At 57.6% G+C, this 17,969-nt stretch carries 13 protein-coding genes and 1 other RNA gene; 10 read left to right on the top strand and 4 right to left on the bottom strand.

The genetic code is table 11. The features are described from left to right. The first annotated feature begins 44 nt into the window (after positions 1 to 44). The 7 genes from PT279_RS05945 (at position 45) to PT279_RS05915 (ending at position 7,850) form a co-directional block, all read left to right on the top strand. Complete coding sequence (locus PT279_RS05945; protein WP_277166478.1) at positions 45 to 2,942, top strand: DNA translocase FtsK; 2,898 nt, start codon at positions 45 to 47, stop codon at positions 2,940 to 2,942. A 37-nt stretch (positions 2,943 to 2,979) separates the two neighbouring features. Next, positions 2,980 to 3,669, top strand: a complete 690-nt coding sequence (pgsA, locus tag PT279_RS05940; RefSeq protein WP_277166477.1) for a CDP-diacylglycerol--glycerol-3-phosphate 3-phosphatidyltransferase — start codon at positions 2,980 to 2,982, stop codon at positions 3,667 to 3,669. A gap of 184 nt (positions 3,670 to 3,853) precedes the next feature. Continuing rightward, positions 3,854 to 4,411, top strand: a complete 558-nt coding sequence (locus PT279_RS05935; protein WP_277166610.1) for a nicotinamide-nucleotide amidohydrolase family protein — start codon at positions 3,854 to 3,856, stop codon at positions 4,409 to 4,411. Between the two features lie 66 nt (positions 4,412 to 4,477). Beyond that, positions 4,478 to 4,990, top strand: coding sequence for a helix-turn-helix transcriptional regulator (locus PT279_RS05930; protein WP_277166476.1), 513 nt, complete (start codon positions 4,478 to 4,480; stop codon positions 4,988 to 4,990). Positions 4,991 to 5,199: 209 nt separating this feature from the next. After that, a complete protein-coding gene (locus tag PT279_RS05925) occupies positions 5,200 to 5,472 on the top strand; it encodes a DUF3046 domain-containing protein (protein ID WP_277166475.1) in 273 nt (90 codons plus the stop codon). Between the two features lie 236 nt (positions 5,473 to 5,708). Further along, positions 5,709 to 6,917: a recombinase RecA gene (gene recA / locus PT279_RS05920; protein ID WP_277166474.1), complete on the top strand. Its 1,209-nt coding sequence runs from the start codon at positions 5,709 to 5,711 to the stop codon at positions 6,915 to 6,917. 438 nt (positions 6,918 to 7,355) lie between these two features. After that, positions 7,356 to 7,850: a regulatory protein RecX gene (locus PT279_RS05915; protein ID WP_277166609.1), complete on the top strand. Its 495-nt coding sequence runs from the start codon at positions 7,356 to 7,358 to the stop codon at positions 7,848 to 7,850. An 84-nt stretch (positions 7,851 to 7,934) separates the two neighbouring features. Here PT279_RS05915 and rnpB read toward each other — a convergent pair. Beyond that, an RNA gene (rnpB, locus tag PT279_RS05910) (RNase P RNA component class A) lies at positions 7,935 to 8,315 on the bottom strand. A gap of 183 nt (positions 8,316 to 8,498) precedes the next feature. On the opposite strand from rnpB, the gene raiA reads away from it, so the two are divergent. Both raiA and secA read left to right on the top strand, forming a co-directional pair. Then, entirely contained in the window at positions 8,499 to 9,191 is a 693-nt protein-coding gene (gene raiA, locus PT279_RS05905; protein ID WP_277166473.1) for a ribosome-associated translation inhibitor RaiA, read from the top strand. Positions 9,192 to 9,461: 270 nt separating this feature from the next. Beyond that, a complete protein-coding gene (gene secA / locus PT279_RS05900; RefSeq protein WP_277166472.1) occupies positions 9,462 to 12,383 on the top strand; it encodes a preprotein translocase subunit SecA in 2,922 nt (973 codons plus the stop codon). 285 nt (positions 12,384 to 12,668) lie between these two features. Here the strand turns inward: secA and PT279_RS05895 are convergent, their stop codons facing one another. Beyond that, a complete protein-coding gene (locus tag PT279_RS05895) occupies positions 12,669 to 13,226 on the bottom strand; it encodes a DUF308 domain-containing protein (RefSeq protein ID WP_277166471.1) in 558 nt (185 codons plus the stop codon). Positions 13,227 to 13,311: 85 nt separating this feature from the next. On the opposite strand from PT279_RS05895, the gene PT279_RS05890 reads away from it, so the two are divergent. Then, positions 13,312 to 14,058, top strand: a complete 747-nt coding sequence (locus PT279_RS05890) for a lysophospholipid acyltransferase family protein (RefSeq protein WP_277166470.1) — start codon at positions 13,312 to 13,314, stop codon at positions 14,056 to 14,058. Between the two features lie 71 nt (positions 14,059 to 14,129). Here the strand turns inward: PT279_RS05890 and PT279_RS05885 are convergent, their stop codons facing one another. Then, entirely contained in the window at positions 14,130 to 16,478 is a 2,349-nt protein-coding gene (locus PT279_RS05885) for a Stk1 family PASTA domain-containing Ser/Thr kinase (RefSeq protein ID WP_277166469.1), read from the bottom strand. Positions 16,479 to 16,577: 99 nt separating this feature from the next. Next, a complete protein-coding gene (locus tag PT279_RS05880) occupies positions 16,578 to 17,813 on the bottom strand; it encodes a polyprenyl synthetase family protein (protein ID WP_277166468.1) in 1,236 nt (411 codons plus the stop codon). Positions 17,814 to 17,969: the final 156 nt, after the last annotated feature.

The raw sequence follows: 17,969 nt of genomic DNA, 5'->3' as shown, positions 1-17,969 counted from the left end.
CGCCGCGCCCAACGGGACGGGCTTGAAGTAGAATCACTCTTGTTATGGCACGTAAGACACAGACGAACAGCAAGAGCACGAAGACCCGTCGCAGTAAGGCGAACGGGTCTTCTTCTGATAAGGATATCGCGGCGACGAAAGTCATGCCGCCCGCCGACGCATCGTTCTTTGAACGCCACTCCACCTTGTGTCGCATCGCCGGTTTCTTTGCGTTGGTGATCGTCGCCATCATGTTCTGCGCCTCGGAATGGTTCCATGTCGATGGTTTTCTGGGCCACTGGCTGCACATGGTCGCCGCCGGACTGTTCGGCGTGATGAGCGTGGTGCTGCCGCTTTTTTTGCTTGTTCTGGCCTATCAGGTCCTGCTTGATCCAACCAAACACAAACGTAACTGGCGCTTGATTATCGGTTGCACCCTGCTTTTCTGGTCGATTTGCTCAATTGTCGATGCCATTGTCGCTTCTCCGTCGCGTGATTTCAATATGGACGTGCTGCGTGGGGCCGGCGGCCTGCTTGGTTTCGTGTTGGGATCTCCTTTGGCATGGGGGCTTTCCAGCATTTTCGCCGTCATTATTTTTGTGGTAGTCGCGATATTCTCGCTGCTGCTCATCGTCAAGCTTGATATCACCAAGATTCCCGAACGGTTGCAGAATTGGTTGCAACAGCGCAAAAACGGTGACAATCACGAAGGCGATGACGTTGAAAATGCAGGCGTGAACCTGCAAGGCGAGCAGTTCCCGAACGAGGTACGTGTAGGCGACGAAACGCTGCAACTTGCCGACGGCGTGCCGACGCACGATGGCAATGACGAAGAGAATGAATCCAATGCGACTGAGCAACCCCGCAAGCGCGGTATCGGTGCATTCTTCTCTCGTATTTTTAGCCGCGGGGATTCCAAAGGCGACGATGACGGGAAACTTGAACGATATGCCGGCGACGAGGCTTTCGACAGGGCCGCCGACCTCAATGGGCAGACCGACGAGACGCAGATTATCGAGGGACATCGCCAGCAGTTGGTCGACCCGGTCACTGGTGAACTCCAGAATATTGCCGATGGTGCAGGCCGGTCTTCCGCTATTCCGACGAATACAGGCGGATTCGGCAGTGTTGGAGCCGGTAACGTCGCAAATCCGGGTGTCGCAGCGAACGTCCAGCCGGGAGCTTTCGGCGTTCCAAATGCAGCTAGCGGATCTGGCCCATATGGCACCGTTGCGGATTCGGATGCTTCTGCCGTGGGGCAGGCAAGCGATCCGTGGGCTGTAGTCGGCAAGGACGGCAGTGCCGCCGATCCCATTCTTCCTCAAGTCAAAGGCATCGCCGGGGGGGCGGCGAATCTGCCCGCCTCCATCGCCAACCATGACGGTGACGATTCAGTTGCCACGCACGAGGCCGAGAATGCTGCAGATGAAGAGGACAATCGGCCTTACCATCTGCCCAGCCTCGATATCCTTGTCAAGGGCAAACCGCATCTGGCTCGTACGCAGGCTAACGACAACGTTATCAAGGCGTTGACCGCGACCTTCCATCAGTTCAATGTCGATGCCAAGGTCGTCGGTTTTTTGCGCGGCCCGTCGGTCACGCAGTACGAAGTCGAGCTCGGTCCTGGTGTCAAGGTCGAGAAAGTCACCAACCTGCAGCGCAACATCGCCTATGCCGTGGCCTCCACCGACGTGCGCATCCTTTCGCCGATCCCCGGCAAATCCGCCATCGGCATCGAGATTCCGAACATCGACCGCGAGATCGTCCATTTGGGCGACGTGCTGCGTAGCGACAAGGCCATGAACGACCCGAACCCGATGCTCGCCGGTGTCGGCAAGGACGTCGAAGGCCATTTCGTCACTGCCGACCTCACCAAGATGCCGCATCTCTTGGTTGCGGGTGCCACCGGTTCCGGCAAATCGAGCTTCATCAACTCGATGCTCACCTCGTTGATCATGCGCGCCACCCCGGAGCAGGTCCGCCTGATCATGGTCGACCCCAAGCGTGTCGAGCTTTCCGCCTACGCCGGCATCCCACACCTCTTGACCCCGATCATCACCGATCCCAAGAAGGCCGCACAGGCCTTGGAATGGGTCGTGAAGGAGATGGACGCCCGCTACGACGATCTCCAGTATTTCGGCTTCCGCCACATCAAGGACTTCAACAAGGCGGTGCTCGCCGGCAAGGTTCATGCCCCGCTCGGTTCCAACCGCAAAGTTGCTCCATATCCTTATATCGTCGTGGTCGTCGACGAGATGGCCGATCTGATGATGATGGCCAAGAACGACGTCGAAAGTTCCATCCAGCGCATCACCCAGTTGGCGCGTGCCGCCGGCGTTCACCTAGTGCTCGCCACCCAGCGTCCGTCCGTCGACGTCATCACCGGTCTGATCAAGGCCAACATCCCCTCACGTCTGGCCTTCGCCACTTCCTCGGCCACCGATTCGCGAGTCATCCTCGACTCCACCGGCGCTGAATCGCTGATCGGTCAGGGCGACGCACTGTTCCTGCCGATGGGTTCCGCCAAGCCGATCCGTGTGCAAGGCTCGTGGGTCGGGGAATCCGAGATTCGCAAGGCCGTCGAATTCGCCCGCACTCAACGTAAGCCGCACTATCGCGAGGATATCGAGGAGATGGCCAAAAAGGCCGAAGAGAACGAGACGCATCCCGACGAGGAAATCGGCGACGACATGGACACACTCCTGGAGGCCGCAAAACTTGTGGTCACCACGCAGTTCGGCTCCACCTCGATGCTCCAGCGCAAGCTGCGCATCGGTTTCGCCAAGGCCGGCCGCATGATGGATCTGCTCGAATCCCGTGGCGTCGTGGGCCCCTCGGAAGGCTCCAAGGCCCGCGAGGTCTTGGTCCAGCCGCAGGACCTCACCCAGGTTCTAGACTTCATCCAAGGCAAGAGTGGCGCGGTTGCGCCGTCGACTCCCGACGGCAATGCACAGGCCGCATAAATGGGCTTCGGTATCGTAGCCGCGCTAAGGTATGAGTATGCAACAACGAGATGGGAAACAATCGCTTCTGAACGGATGGAACAGTCCGCCGAATCTGGTGACCTACACGCGCATCGTGCTGGTCCTGATATTCCTATGGGTTGATATCGAGGCAGGCCCGTGGGGCCAGCGCAGCCCGTGGATGCGTTTCGCCGCTGCAATGCTCTTCATCGTGGCCGCTTCGACCGACAAACTCGACGGTTGGATGGCGCGAACCTATAATCAGGTCACGGAACTTGGCAAATTGATGGATCCCATCGCCGACAAGCTCTTGATTTGTTCGGCACTTATCGTCGCCTCCGTTTTCGGTGAAGTGCCCTGGTGGGTCACGGCCCTCTTCCTCATCCGTGAGATCGGCATCACCGTCATGCGTTTCTTCGTCATCGATACCGGCGGCAAGGTCATCGCAGCGCAAAAGGCAGGCAAATACAAGACCCTCACCCAATGCATCGGCCTTGGCATGCTCCTGATGCCGGTATGGGCGCTTTCCTCGAGCATCACGAATCCTGGATTGGTGGCTTTCGCAGGTGGTATTCCCTCGTTCTCGCATGTTGGCGCGGGTGTTCCCGTTTGGTGGTCCTGCTATTACACCGTCACCGACCTGCTTATCTTCATTGCGCTGATACTTTGCCTTTATTCCGGTTATATTTATGTCCGCAATGTGGTGCGGGCTCGAAAAACAAAGTAAGAACTTGTAAAATCTGCCCCAAACCAATCACTTACCGAACGGTAAGCGGGTTTGGGGTGTTTTTATAGGTTTCGGGAATATCGGATATTCTTAAGGTCTATGAACCGCTTGATCAGGAGGCAATATGCTTGAGTATGCGGAAACGCCGGACGGCACCTCGCGCGCCATCAAGGATTTCGAGGGTATGGTTTCAAACGGAACTGAGGCTCGAATCCAGCCGCGCTGCGACGAACTGGCTGCGCGGATTCTCGACGGTGCCAAGGTTGCCGGCTGGAAGATCGCCGCGGCCGAATCGTTGACCGGCGGGCTGCTGGCCGATGCTTTCGTGCGTATTCCCGGGGCTTCCGACGTTTTTCTCGGTTCTGCTGTGACTTATGACATCAACGCCAAGGCGAGTGTGCTCGGAGTGGACGGCGATTTGTTGGCTCAGGAGGGTGCCGTTCACCCCGAAGTGGCGCGGCAAATGGCTTTGTGCACGTCCCGGCTTTATCGCCAGCCGCAGTATGGTGATAAGGTTCTGGGATTGTCGACCACTGGTGTGGCAGGTCCCGGCCCTGACGGCGACAAACCGGCCGGGCTGGTCTATATCGGCATCAGCGTTCCCGCTAACAGTGACATGGATACCCGGCGGACGGTTGCGGCGGAATTGCGGCTTTTCGGCTCGAGAGAAGAGGTTCGGAGGCTTACGGTACTTAACATATTGCGCTTTGTGACGCAGCTCACAACGCTCACAGAGGAATAAACTTCCCCCTCAGCTGTTGATGAAAGTGACAACATGAACAGCACTAGGCAAAAGAGGGGTGGCGTAATGGAAACGATGACTCGACCACAGGAGCAGATGGCAATGAACACGCTTGCATCAGGGGCGACGCGCCCAAGCAATGCGCGCAACAGGGACTTGACCCCTGCTCAGCGACGCGCGGTGGCTTTCGCACAACAGCAGGTTTTGAAGGCTCGTGCCGCCAAGAAGGCGAAGGATGAGCGCCAGGCGGTACTCAACAGGATGTGGCAGGAAGAGGATGCCGAGCAGTCCAAACCCAGGGCGGCAGCTCGTAAGCATGATGCCGACGGCGAGAGCCGTGACATTTCGTTGCGTGAAGCCATCGGGCATGTGCTGCGCGACCTGCGCACCCGCGACCATAAGACCCTCCGTGAAGTCAGCGAAAAGGCAGGCGTCTCGCTCGGTTATCTTTCCGAAGTCGAGCGTGGGCAGAAGGAGGCCAGCTCCGAACTGCTGGCGTCCATTGCCGAATCGCTGGGCCTGAGCACCTCGCAGATGCTGCGCATGGTGGCGGATTACCTCGACTACAACGAGTCGTGACCTGCGGTTTCATACCGTTTGAATGAAGAGCCTATCGGATTATGCCCGATGGGCTCTTTGTCGTTGCGGGCGTTTCTTGTATATGGGTAAAGGCGTGGTGTCTTGTTCTGCCATGATTCGGATCTGCAATGGAGAACTTTACGCAGTCTTGTGCGATTAATTGCCGCGGCATTGCTTCATGGCGGCAGTTTTATGGACTGACCTTGCGGATGGATTCGCATTCATGCACGCTGATAGACTTAGGCGTCGTGAAAGAACGTGAATTTTGGCAGTTGTTGGAAGAGGTACTCGGACGTACGTATGGGCGTTCGTTGGCGCATGATCAAGTATTGACGGCGCTTGACGACATGACTGTGGTTGAGGCACTTGCCGATGGCGTCGAGCCTCGCGTCGTCTGGAACGTACTGTGCGACCAGCTGCAGATTCCTGATTCGAAGCGTTGGGGCAAAGACCACAACGCACCGCCGCTGCCGGCCAAATAAGGTTTCCGAATTCGGCCCGGTCTGCCTTTGGCGTGTCTATTCGAACAAATGTTCGTATGTTGTTCTATGATTATTTTGTCAGTCAGGAACGAATAAGCGGGGTTGGGGGCTTAAAAGCCCGTAAAACCACGGCGTGTCGAAAAGGCAAGCATTCGACCACATAACCCCGTTGTGCTTGCATAAGTGACGGATTGCTTCGTATTCTGGTAGTGCAGGAGCGGACGTAAAGGAGAACGATGGCACAGCAATCAAAGACCGCCAAGGGCGGCAAAGCCAAGAACGCTGAACCCCAGACCAACGCCGGGCACGGCATCGACCCGCGCAAGCAGGCGGCGCTCGACACTGCGCTGAAACAGGTCGAAAAGGACTTCGGCAAAGGCTCTGCGATGCGGCTTGGCGATAAGCCTGCGCAAGACGTCGAGGTCATTCCCACGGGTTCGCTGGCGCTTGATATGGCGTTGGGAATCGGAGGGCTGCCGCGAGGCAGGATCGTTGAGATTTACGGACCGGAATCTTCTGGCAAGACCACGTTGGCACTGCATGCGGTGGCCAACGCGCAGAAAAACGGGGGAGTGGCCGCCTATATTGACGCGGAACATGCACTTGATCCGGTCTATGCCAAGAAGCTCGGCGTTGATACGGATTCCCTGATCATTTCTCAGCCCGACAACGGCGAGCAGGCACTTGAGATCGCCGACATGCTGGTGCGCAGCGGTGCACTGGATATCGTAGTGATTGATTCGGTCGCGGCTTTGGTTCCCAAGGCTGAAATCGAAGGGGAGATGGGAGACAGTCATGTAGGCTTGCAGGCCCGCTTGATGAGCCAGGCACTGCGCAAGATGACCGGTGCGTTGGCCCAGTCCAACACCACCGCCATCTTCATCAACCAGCTGCGTGAGAAGATCGGCGTCTTCTTCGGCAGCCCGGAGACGACGACCGGCGGCAAAGCGCTGAAGTTCTATGCCTCCGTGCGTCTCGACATCCGTCGGATCCAGACCTTGAAGAATGGTGACGAGGCCGTCGGCAACCGCACCAAGGTCAAGGTCGTCAAGAACAAGATGGCCCCGCCCTTCAAGTTCGCCGAATTCGACATCCTGTACGGAGAGGGTATCTCCAGAGAAGGCTCGGTGCTCGACATGGCCCTGCAATGCGATGTCGTCAAGAAGTCCGGCTCGTGGTTCACCTATGAGGGCGACCAGCTGGGGCAGGGGCGTGAGAACGTTCGTCAGTTCCTCAAAGACAATCCGGCGCTGACCGACGAGATCGAACGCAAGGTCAAGATCAAGTATGGCCTGATTGAAGACGATTCAAAACCGGATGATGATGGAGACGGGAAAGCTGCCGACTCACAGCAGGATTCCGGTTCGTCTCGTGCCGATGCCGGTGCGGGCGCGTCTGAAGTTGGCGGAGCCTCCTCTTCGCCCGATTCGGCTTCGAAAGCCTGATCAATCGGAGTCGACTCCATGATCAGCGTCGAGGAATTTTTGCAAGGTTGTCATTTGTCGGATGCTTTACCCGACGATGGCGATCATTGCCCGGCCGATACCAGCCGTATCGCCGGAAGTCGAAAAGGTGATGACGCAGCTGTATTCGGTCCGGAGTCGATGGGCGCGACCGTTGCGGACTCGATTGCTCCCGATTTGCAGAGCGGAAGGGCAAACGACAATGCAGCTTCAGCTCGGAATCGCAAGTCGACAGAGCATAAAAGACCCAACAGGGCTCATACCCATACGGTCGCGGTGACGAGCAATTACACCAGCGGCTTTGGCGGCAGTCTTGATGCCGAGGATACCTTCGACGGGTCACATAGGCGCAGGAAGTATGGCAAATACGGACGTGGGCGTGGCGATGCCCGTTACCGCAAATACCGTACGGGTGCGCCGGTGAAACATGTGCCGGACGATCCGTCCGACGCCGACGCCTGCCGGGAGGCGGCGCTGACCCTGCTCGATGCCGCCGCCCGTTCTTCGGGTGCGCTTGTCAAACGGTTGACCGACAAAGGCTATGATTCACAAGTCGCCGAGGACGTGGTCATGCGTCTGGTTGAGGTCCATCTCATCGATGACGAGGAATATGCCCGTTCCGTCGTGCGTAGTTGTGCCGGGCGGATGCTCGGTTTCCGTGGCACCGTCATGGAGCTGAAACGCAAGGGTGTCGATGACCGGTTGGCGCTCAATGTGGCGGTCGATGCGCGTGAACAAGGCGTGTTCGAGGATGCCGCATGGCAACTGGGGCGTAAGGTCGCGGCAAAAACGCAAGGCATGGAACGTGAGGTCCGGCGTCGTCGTTTCTGGAGTGCGGGTGGACGAAAAGGTCATGACCCGGAAGCGTTGCGTCGTGTAGCCCATGAGTTGTTCGACGAAGCTTCAGAGTCCTGAAGAGAGCGCCATCTGACACCGTCATGTTGATTTGCCATAGGCATTGCCGACGAATCCCTTCAGTGGAATTCGTGGTTGAAAAGTGAAGTGAGACCTCGTATACCCCGGGTTCTGTCGCGTGTTGCCACGCGGATGGCCATCCATCTCGACCTGACGTCGCCGCCAGGCTCCAGCAGCCTACCCGAAGGCCGGGCGAGCAGCCCGTGCCGGACAAATGCCCGACGTGCCTTCTGCTTGGCCTTGCTCCCGATGAGGCTTGCCAGCGGCACACTGTTACCAGTGGCCCGGTGGTCTCTTACACCGCCGTTTCACCCTTACCCGATTGCTCGGGCGGTCTGTTCTCTGTTGCGCTTGCTCTCAGGTCACCCTGGGCGGACGTTATCCGCCATCGTGCTCTGTGGAGCCCGGAAGTTCCTCAGCCGGTCCGGTAAAACCGAACACGGCCGCGACCATCAAGAGGTCTCACAGACATATAATTATAGCAAACGTGGGCGCTCGGCGTTGCGGAAAAGCGAACGGCGTATTTTCTGGGTAATACACAGCTTGCTCCAAGGTAAGACGCTAGACTGGAACTAGCAGCACAGCAGTAACGTAGCTGCTGGCACATCAGGCGGGGCAAATCCCGCCGAACCTAACAGGAGGTCGACCATGGATATTGTCGTCACCGGACGTCACATGCAAATCAATCAGAAGTTCCGTGATGTCGTTGATACCAAGATGAATCGCGTCACGTCCATCGCTCCGGACGTTGCACGCGCGCAGATTGTCGTATCGCGCGAAGGCAACCCGCGTCAGGCCGACACCGCCAAGCGCGTAGAGATCACCATTGAGGCGGGTGCCACGGTGGTCCGTGCCGAAGCCTCGAGCTCCGACGAATACAGCGCCCTTGACATTGCCTTGGACAAGCTGACATTGCGCCTGCGTCGCGTGCGTGATCGCCGCAAGAGCCATCGCCCCACCCGCAAAGAGCAGAAGGCCGTCGATATGGGCGTGGTCCCAATTGACGAGCCGCTCAATACCGAGCCCACCGCGCTGCAGGAGCCTGAAGAGGTGGAGCATCCGCTTTCCACCGACCTCGGTCCCGGTGAGAGCGTCGAAGTGCAGGTTGGTGACACCCCGATCGTCATCCGCCGCAAGCTGCATATCGCCGAACCGATGACCATCGACGAGGCACTCTATGAGATGGAGCTTATCGGTCACGACTTCTTCCTGTTCGTCAACAGCGAGACGCATCGTCCTTCGGTCGTCTATCGCCGTCACGGCTGGAGCTACGGCGTCTTCGAGATCGACACTGCTGAAAATGTCGAGAAGGCTCACAAAGCCGCCAAGAACAAGAAATAGATACATCGGATTCCGTTTACGAAAGTCTTGATTAACCAAGACTTTCGTAAACGGATTCCAGCAATCGGCTTTTAATCGACCCACCGGATTCCAACCGGTGGGTCGAGTTATGTTAAGCCTTATATTAAGTCAAAAATTATCCTTTTTTGTAAGACAGCGCGACCGATAACTCGGAAAATCTGCGCCGTCGCGTAAGATGTAGCCTAGTCTGTGCCAAGCCTCAGTTGGCTTGGTCTTGCTCGTTTATGGGAAACGAACTAGGGAGCGAAATTGGTAGATATCGTCGATAAGGCCCTGCGTATGGGCGAAGGCCACCAGATCAAGAAGCTTGAGAATGTGGCTAAGGCGACCAACGCACACGAGGATGAAATCGCAGCACTGAGTGACGAGGAACTTGCCGGGCAAACCGCGAAGTTCAAGCAGCGTCTCGACAATGGCGAGGATCTGGACAAGCTCATGCCAGAGGCTTTCGCCACGGTGCGTGAAGTCTCCAAGCGCACGCTTGGCCAGCGGCACTTCGATGTGCAGCTCATGGGCGGCGCGGCCTTGCACTGGGGCAATATCGCTGAGATGAAAACCGGTGAAGGCAAGACCTTGGTCGCCACCCTTCCCTCCTATCTCAACGCATTGGAAGGCAAGGGCGTCCACATCGTCACGGTCAACGACTACCTCGCCAGCTACCAGAGCGAGCTGATGGGCCGTATCTTCCGTTTCCTGAAAATGAACGTCGGCTGCATCATCACCGACCAGAAGCCTGCCGAACGCCGCAAGCAGTACGAGGCGGACATCACCTACGGCACCAACAACGAGTTCGGCTTCGACTACCTGCGCGACAACATGGCGTGGGAGAAGAGCGAGCTGGTGCAGCGCGGCCATCATTACGCCATCGTCGATGAGGTCGACTCCATTCTTATCGATGAGGCCCGTACGCCTCTGATCATTTCCGGTCCCGCCGAAGGCGGGGTGACCCGTTGGTATCGCCAGTTCGCCAAGCTGGTCACCAAGCTCACTCGCGACGAGGACTACGAAGTCGACGAGAAGAAGAAGGTCGTCGGCATTCTCGATCCCGGCATCACCAAAGTCGAGGACTTCCTTGGTATCGACAATCTTTACGAGCCCAGCAACACCGCGCTGATCGGTTACCTGAACAACGCCATCAAGGCCAAGGAACTCTTCCTGCGCGACAAGGACTACGTCGTCACCGGCGGCGAAGTGCTCATCGTCGATGAACATACCGGCCGTGTGCTTCCCGGCCGTCGTTACAACGAAGGTCTCCACCAGGCCATCGAGGCCAAGGAAGGCGTCGAGGTCAAGGCCGAGAACCAGACCTTTGCGACGATTACCTTGCAGAACTACTTCCGTATGTACGACAAGCTCGCAGGCATGACCGGTACGGCAGAGACCGAAGCCGCCGAGTTCATGAACACCTACAAGCTGGGTGTGCTGCCGATTCCGACCAACAAGCCGATGATCCGCGTCGATCAGGACGATTTGATTTACCGTACCAAGAAGGAAAAGCTCACCGCCATTATCAAGGATGTCGCCAGGCGCTACAAGAAGGGCCAGCCGGTCCTTCTGGGCACCGCTTCCGTTGAGTCCTCCGAGGTTGTCTCCTCGCTGCTTGACGTGGCCGGCATTCCTCACCAGGTTTTGAACGCGAAGCACCATGAGAAAGAGGCGGCGGTCGTCGCCGTCGCAGGCCGTAAGGGCGCCATCACTGTGGCCACCAACATGGCCGGTCGTGGTACCGACATCATGCTCGGTGGCAACGTCGAGTTTCTTGCCGACCAGAAACTCAAGAGCGAAGGCTATTCCGCCGACGACACTCCCGAAGAGTACGAGAAGCGCTGGCCCGGTACGTTGGCCGAGATGAAGGATCAGGCCAAGGACGAACACGAGGAGGTCACCAAGCTCGGTGGTCTTTACGTGCTCGGCACCGAACGCCACGAATCCCGCCGTATCGACAACCAGCTGCGCGGTCGTTCCGGTCGTCAGGGTGACCCTGGCGAGTCCCGCTTCTACTTGAGCCTTGAAGACGATCTGATGAGGCTTTTCAACACCCAGCTCGTGGCACGCGTCATGGCGAAGGGTCTGCCGGAAGGCGAGCCCATCGAGTCCAAGAGCGTTTCCAAGGGCGTGCGCACCGCACAGAAGTCCGTGGAATCCCGCAACTTCGAGATGCGTAAGAACGTCCTCAAGTACGATGACGTGATGAACAAGCAGCGCAAGGTCATCTATGCCGAGCGTCAGGCCGTGCTGCGCGGCGTCGATATTCATGATGATATCCTGCGCTTTATCGACGAGACGATCTTGAGCTATATCAAGGGTGCCAACAACGGCAGCGACAAGCCTGAGGAATGGGATTGGGACGGTCTATTCAGCGCGCTGAAGGCGGTCTATCCGATTGCCGTCGAAGAGGACGATGCCAAAGAAAGGGCGGAAGGCCTCAAGGGCGAAAAGGCCGTCGATGCACTCAAGGAATTCATCGTTGACGACGCCAAGAAACAGTACGCGGGTTACGAGGATAAGATCGGTGCCGACGGACTTCGTCAGCTCGAACGTCGTGTCGTGCTCGCCGTGCTCGACAAGAAATGGCGTGAACATCTCTACGAGATGGATTACTTGAAGGACGGCATTGGTCTGCGTGGCATGGGCCAGCGCGATCCGTTGGTCGAGTATCAGCGTGAGGGTTTCCAGATGTACAACAAGATGATCGACGCCATCAAGGAGGAAAGCATCCAGCTGCTCTTCCACGTCGATATCCGGCAGGTCGCCGAGACCGAGGATGCCGAAGCCGAGAATGGGGAATCCTCCGCCGAGGACGAGGCTGTCGATGCTGCCGCGCAAGCCGCCGGAGTCGCTTCTGTCGATGAGGGTGAAGCTGCACATTCGCAAGCCGAGGTCGCTTCCGCTCCTGGTGATCCGGATGCCGCCGATGAGGATGCCGAGGAAGCCGATATCGCTGAGACCGAGGAAAGCGACGAAGGCAATCCCGAACCCAGCATTGTCGGTCCGGAACCGATGAGCCACGCCGAAGGCAAGGTCCCGGCCAACAAACGTCCGAAGGCTGAAGAGCTCAAGAGCCCGTGGGCCGACGGCAGGACGTTCCCGGGCACCAAGAAGAACGATCCGTGCCCCTGCGGTTCGGGCCGCAAGTACAAGATGTGCCACGGACAGAACGAAAAGAAGTGAGGTCCGCAATGATTATCCGCTAGCTTTGCGTTAGTGGATACAAGAAAACGGTGTCTGACAGTTCAATATGTCAGACACCGTTTTTATTGATTTGTTTGGCGTTTGGCGTTTGGCGCTCACACATATCCGTCATGCAAATAATGAAACTGCCGGTAGGCAATGAAATGTGTGATTAATCGACATCTTGTTTTTGTCTATTTTCGCCGGAATCTGATGAATAGGCTATCGGTCGGTCAGACCCTGGACCCGTCGTCGAAATAATCCGTTTGTGTCTGCCGGAACCCCTTATGCATGGTGGGTGAGCAGTCCCACGCCCCCTATCAGCGCGCACATGCCGAAAACAAGACCCATGATGCCGGCGAATCTGGGTAAGAAGACCGCAGCGATGAGCCCGGCGATACCGACTACCAGCAACGCCCAGAATACTACCTTTACCGGGTTGAGATGGCCCAAGTCGGGATTCGGCGGCGTGAAGTCGTCGAAGCTGTCCATGACATCATCGGTGTCCAGCCAGCTGGAACCCTCGAAATCGCGAGGTCCGCGCGGTTTCGAGGATGTTGAGGATGATCCTTGAGCAGAGGAACCCGGCGTAATGTTTTCAATGGAAAGTAAAGTCTTCTTTTCCTCTTGGCTGGCCCGTTTTTCAAAGCGTTTTGCGCTGCGGGAACGGCTGATGTCGTCAAGGTCATCGGTATGTTCGGCCTCGAACTGTTTCCAGGCTTCCTCAAGTACCGCAGCGTCGGAACGGGTACTTTTTTCGCTCCCATTGGCCCCCGATTCGGTGTCGGAATCGGCGTCGTCTCGTTTGTCGTCACTGTTGTTGCTATCCTTGAGGCTAGTCATACCGACCACTTTAACCCAGCGGTCGGCCAATTGTATGGTGGCGCGTACGCTGCGAGACGTACGTGAATCAGGGAGGGAAGAGCTCGTGCTCTATTGGTTCTTTGTCCGAGGGTTGGGTTGGCTTGCCCGGTGGCGTATGCATCCGAAAGGCGTCGGTGTCGAAAACATCCCGAAAACGGGCGGCGGCATCATCGCTTCGAACCATCTGGCCGTCATTGACGACGCGCTGATCCCGTTGACCAGTCCGCGCATGATTCATTTCATGGGCAAGGCCGAATATTTCGAGGGCAAAGGTATCAAAGGCAAGTTCATCAAATGGTGGTTCACATCGGTCGGTGTGTTCCCGGTGGATCGTTCCGGCGGCTCGAAATCGCTTGGAGCGCTTGCCCATGCTCGCGAGATCATCGAGGACGGTCATCTTTTCGGTATCCATGTGGAAGGCACGCGTAGCCCCGATGGAAGGCTTTATCGGGGACACACCGGCGTGGCGAAGCTTGCGCTGGAAACCGGCTGCGATATCATTCCCACCGCCGTCATCGGCAGCCGCAAGCTTCAGATGCCTGGTCAGGTTATTCCGAGCGCCGGGCATACCAAGGTGATTTATGGCAAACCGATTTCAGTACGTAAGATCGATCCCGACGCCATCACCCACGAGGAGCTGCGCGAGCTGACCGACCATGTCATGGCCGAAATTGACAAGTTGAGCGGGCAGGAATACGTCGATGAATACGCACAGACCGTCAAAGCGCGGATGAAAAAAGAGCAACAGGCCAAACAGATTTCCGTAAAAGGAAATGCATCTGTTAATGGTGTCGATACCTCAAAAAAGTAACATATCCGTCAGGGATTGCGGATACGTAGGATTGGCCGGTTTATGGGTTTATTGATTGACAGGAAGGACTCTTAAACCACGGTAAGCGTGACGACGGTGGGATTTCCGTCATCGCCGCGCACACGAATCTGCGCTCCGGGGTCGGGGGACTGGAAACGAACCTGATGGGTGAGGTCGCCCAATGGCGCGGAGATCTTGACCTTCAAGCCCAATGTCTCGAGCGTTTTCTGCGCGTCGTTTTCGTTCTTGCCGCGCACGTCGGGGATCGTCACCGTTTCGGGTCCTTTGGAGACCACGACATCGACCTTGTCGCCCCAATGCAGCTGGGTGCCCGCTTTGATCGAAGTGGAGACGATGGAGCCTGCGGGTACCGAATCGCTGAACGCTTCGGTATAGTTTGGCTTGAGTTTTGCGTCGTCGAAGGCCGCTTGTGCATCATCCTTCGAACGCCCGGTCACATCGGGCATGCTCACCGGCATCGGCCCCTTGGAAAGGACCAACGTCACTTTGCTGTTGTGGGCGATGGTGGTGCCGGGCTTGGGAGATACTGATTTCGCCGCGCCAACGGGCAAGTCTTCGGAGTATTCGTCTTGGTCTTCCTCGTGGACGATATTGGTGAAACCGGCCTGGGAGAGTGCTTCCATCGGTTTCTTGCCGTCGGTGCTCGACGGGTCAAGGATGTCTTTGGGTATGGTGACGTGGCGGACGCCTTTGGAGACGACCACCTTGAGTTTCGCGTTGGTGCGCTTGCTCACATGGCCTCCCACATTGCCGGGATCGGTGGAGATCACCTCGCCCTTGCTCACCTTGTCGCTGAATTGTTCGGAGGTTTCGTAAGGCACTCCGGCCACCTTGAGCGTGCTCTCGTACGGTTTCCATTTGACGTTGGTGATACGGCAGACGCTGTTTTTGCTGCAGCCCAGATCTTCGGGTTTGGGCACGCTGTAGTAGCTGCCGGGCCCGAGGAAATACCACCATGCCACACCGCAGGCGGCGAGCACGGCCAGAAGCGCCATGACGATGGTCGTGATGACCACGGGCTTGCGCAGTTTCGAAGGCTTTTTCGGTTTTGATTCGGCGGCCGGGTTATTACCAGCCATATCCTTGCTGTGCTCGCCATCCGGCGCATCCATCAAACCGATGGTCATGGTCGGATTGTTCGTGGCCGCCGTTCCGTCATTGGCCAGGGTGCGTCCGTCGATGCTCTGTGTGGCTGCGTTGGGTGAGGATTGGCGCTCGTAAGTGCTTGGGGGCATGGACTGCGTTGCCGTGGAAGTTGGGGCCGTGGAAGGCGTCGGTGAGGAAACGGGGGTTGTTGAAGACATCGCCGGGGTGGTTGGGGACGTCGAAGGTATTGGCGAGGAAGCTGAAACCGCAGGTGTCGTAGGAAGCTCGTTGTTTACAGGAGGCTCGGGGGCGGTGACGGATTCTGCGGTGGCTGGCTCTGCTGCGTCTGCGGCTGTCGGTGGCATCGGCGGAGCTGTGCCGACAAGTGGGGAAGTAGTCCCTTTCCCCGCGTCTTCGGCACGTTGTTCGGATGCAAAATAGCGGTATTGCCATCCGTCAACGCCGATACGCGAACTCAAGGTCTTGAGTTCCTGCAGTGCAGCAGCGGCATCGGCTGGGCGGCCTTCTACCGCCCGGGCCGTCAGATGGCTTACAAAGCCCGAAATCGACGGGTCTATGCCCGGGCAGACGGTTTCGAGCGCCGGCACATCCTCGTGAACATGTTTGAAGACCATCGTCACCGGGTTGTCCGAAGTGAAGGGCACCACTCCGGCAAGCATTTCCCAGGCCATGATGCCTACGGAATACAGGTCGCCTTGCGGGGTGGCGAGGTTGTTCTCAATCATTTCGGGGGCCAGATATGCTGCTGTGCCAAGGAGCATGCCGGTGGTCGAAAGCGTTGCCTCGCTCATCGCCTTGGCCAGGCCGAAATCGGTGATCTGCACACGGCCACGGTCGTTCAAAAGAATATTTTCGGGCTTGATATCGCGATGCACGACTCCTGCCCGGTGTGCGCTCGCCAGTCCGTCGAGCGTCTGGGAAATGATGCGTACCGTCTCATGGACACTGAAGGTGCCACGCTCGTTCATCTCGTGTCGCAGGTTGACGCCGTGCACGTATTCCATCACCAGATAGTCGCGTCCGCCGGCCGTCCCGGAATCGTAGACCTGGACGATATGCGGGTTGCTGATGGCCGCGGCACTGCGGGCTTCGCGGTGGAAGCGGGCGACGAACTGGTCGCGGTGCGGGCCCTGCGCCAGCTGCGTGTGCATCACCTTGATGGCCACCACGCGTTCAAGCCGTTCGTCCTTGGCCTTGTAGACCGTAGCCATGCCGCCGTCCGCAATCGGCCCCAAGACACGGTAACGCCCGTCGATCAACTGGGTTTGCGGCTCGTTTTCGGCTTCGCTCATGACTTGGTTGTGTTCCTTGGCTACTGGTGGGTACGAATGACTCAATATTACATGCCGCAAGGTACGGGAAGGATTCGGACGAAATAGGCGGACGGTGGATTACCTCAGTGCTTCGGGGATGAATCGTGCACAGGAAGCCGTCAGCATGGTATGGCCTTCCAGCGTCATATCCGTTTTGGCGATTGCGGTCTGCGTTTGCTTCCACCGGTCGTGGATACGTTTGCGTGACAGATTGATGGCACCACTCGACGCGAAAAGGCCGAGCACGGCATGCACGTCAGCGTTGCTTCGGGCGGGCTTGCGGTATATCTCGATAAGAGTCTGTCTGTCTGTTTCGTCTGCCGCTTGCAGAGCGTCGGCGAGCAGAACGGTGTGCTTGCCTTCTCGGATGTCCCCGCCGATGGGTTTGCCGGTGGATTGCGACGTACCGATGACATCGAGCAGGTCGTCGGTCAGCTGGAACGCGACTCCCAGCGGCAGCCCGATGTCGTACGCGGCCTGATGCGCGGTTTCCGGATCCATCCCTGAGGCGCATAGTCCAAGTTCGAGCGGGGCGATGGTGGTGTAGCTTGCCGTTTTCCAGGCAAAGACGTTAAGTGAGGCGTTGATCAGTTCGTCCGGTTCGTCGAGGCCGATGGTCTCCGCGCCCAGATCCAGCGTCTGTCCGATTTCGACGGCACGTTGCATATCAAGGAACGTATGAAGATTGGCGTCGGCATATTGTAATACCGATTTTTCAAGAGCCAATGTGGCGATTTCGACCGAGGCGGTGGCGAGCATATTACCGAGCATCAGCGCCAATCCGGTTCCGAGATTGTCCGGCCCGTTTTTCCCTCTCAGACTGAATTGGGCACTGGGACGGCCGCGGCGCAACGGTGAATCATCGATGATGTCGTCGTGGATCAACGCGCTGGTCTGATAGATTTCGATGGCGCAGGCCAGGTCGAGCATGGCATCGGGAACGTTTCGGATTGTTGGAAGAAGCCGGTTGGAGTCGTCTGAATGAGTCGCATTCGCAGTTTTTCCATGGCTTGGCGTTGCGCAATCTTCGCCGTTGCCGCCGGCTGCTGGGGATGTCGAGATTCCATAGGCCTTGAAAGCGGACAGGGCGAGCAGCGCCCGAAGCCGTTTGCCGCCCTGATTGGCGGCCAGCCCTTCGTCGAAGACGGCTTGCAAAGTCGGATTAAGATTCGTAGCCACGTCGTGGTGGCCATTGACGCGCATCCATTCCTTGCATAGTTCGGCGATACGTCGGTCGATGACACGGTTATCCACACTTGCTTGCATGCCTCCCAGATTATCCACATCATCATACTTGCCTGTCCACATCGTCATATAGAGCCAAAGAATGGCGGATTTTCAACGTTAATAAGCATCCGACCACCGTAGCCGAAAATCACATGGAAAACAGGCAAAGTGTGCCATAGTGAATCAGACAAGATGTTTTATCTTTTTGCCGATCAGTGCCGGCAAAACGCAACCAACGACAGG

It is taken from the genome of Bifidobacterium sp. ESL0784 (assembly GCF_029433295.1).
In the GTDB taxonomy this organism is placed as follows: Bacteria; Actinomycetota; Actinomycetes; order Actinomycetales; family Bifidobacteriaceae; genus Bifidobacterium.
Note: the sequence above shows the minus strand (reverse complement) of the source record. Positions and strands in the feature narration are given on the sequence as shown.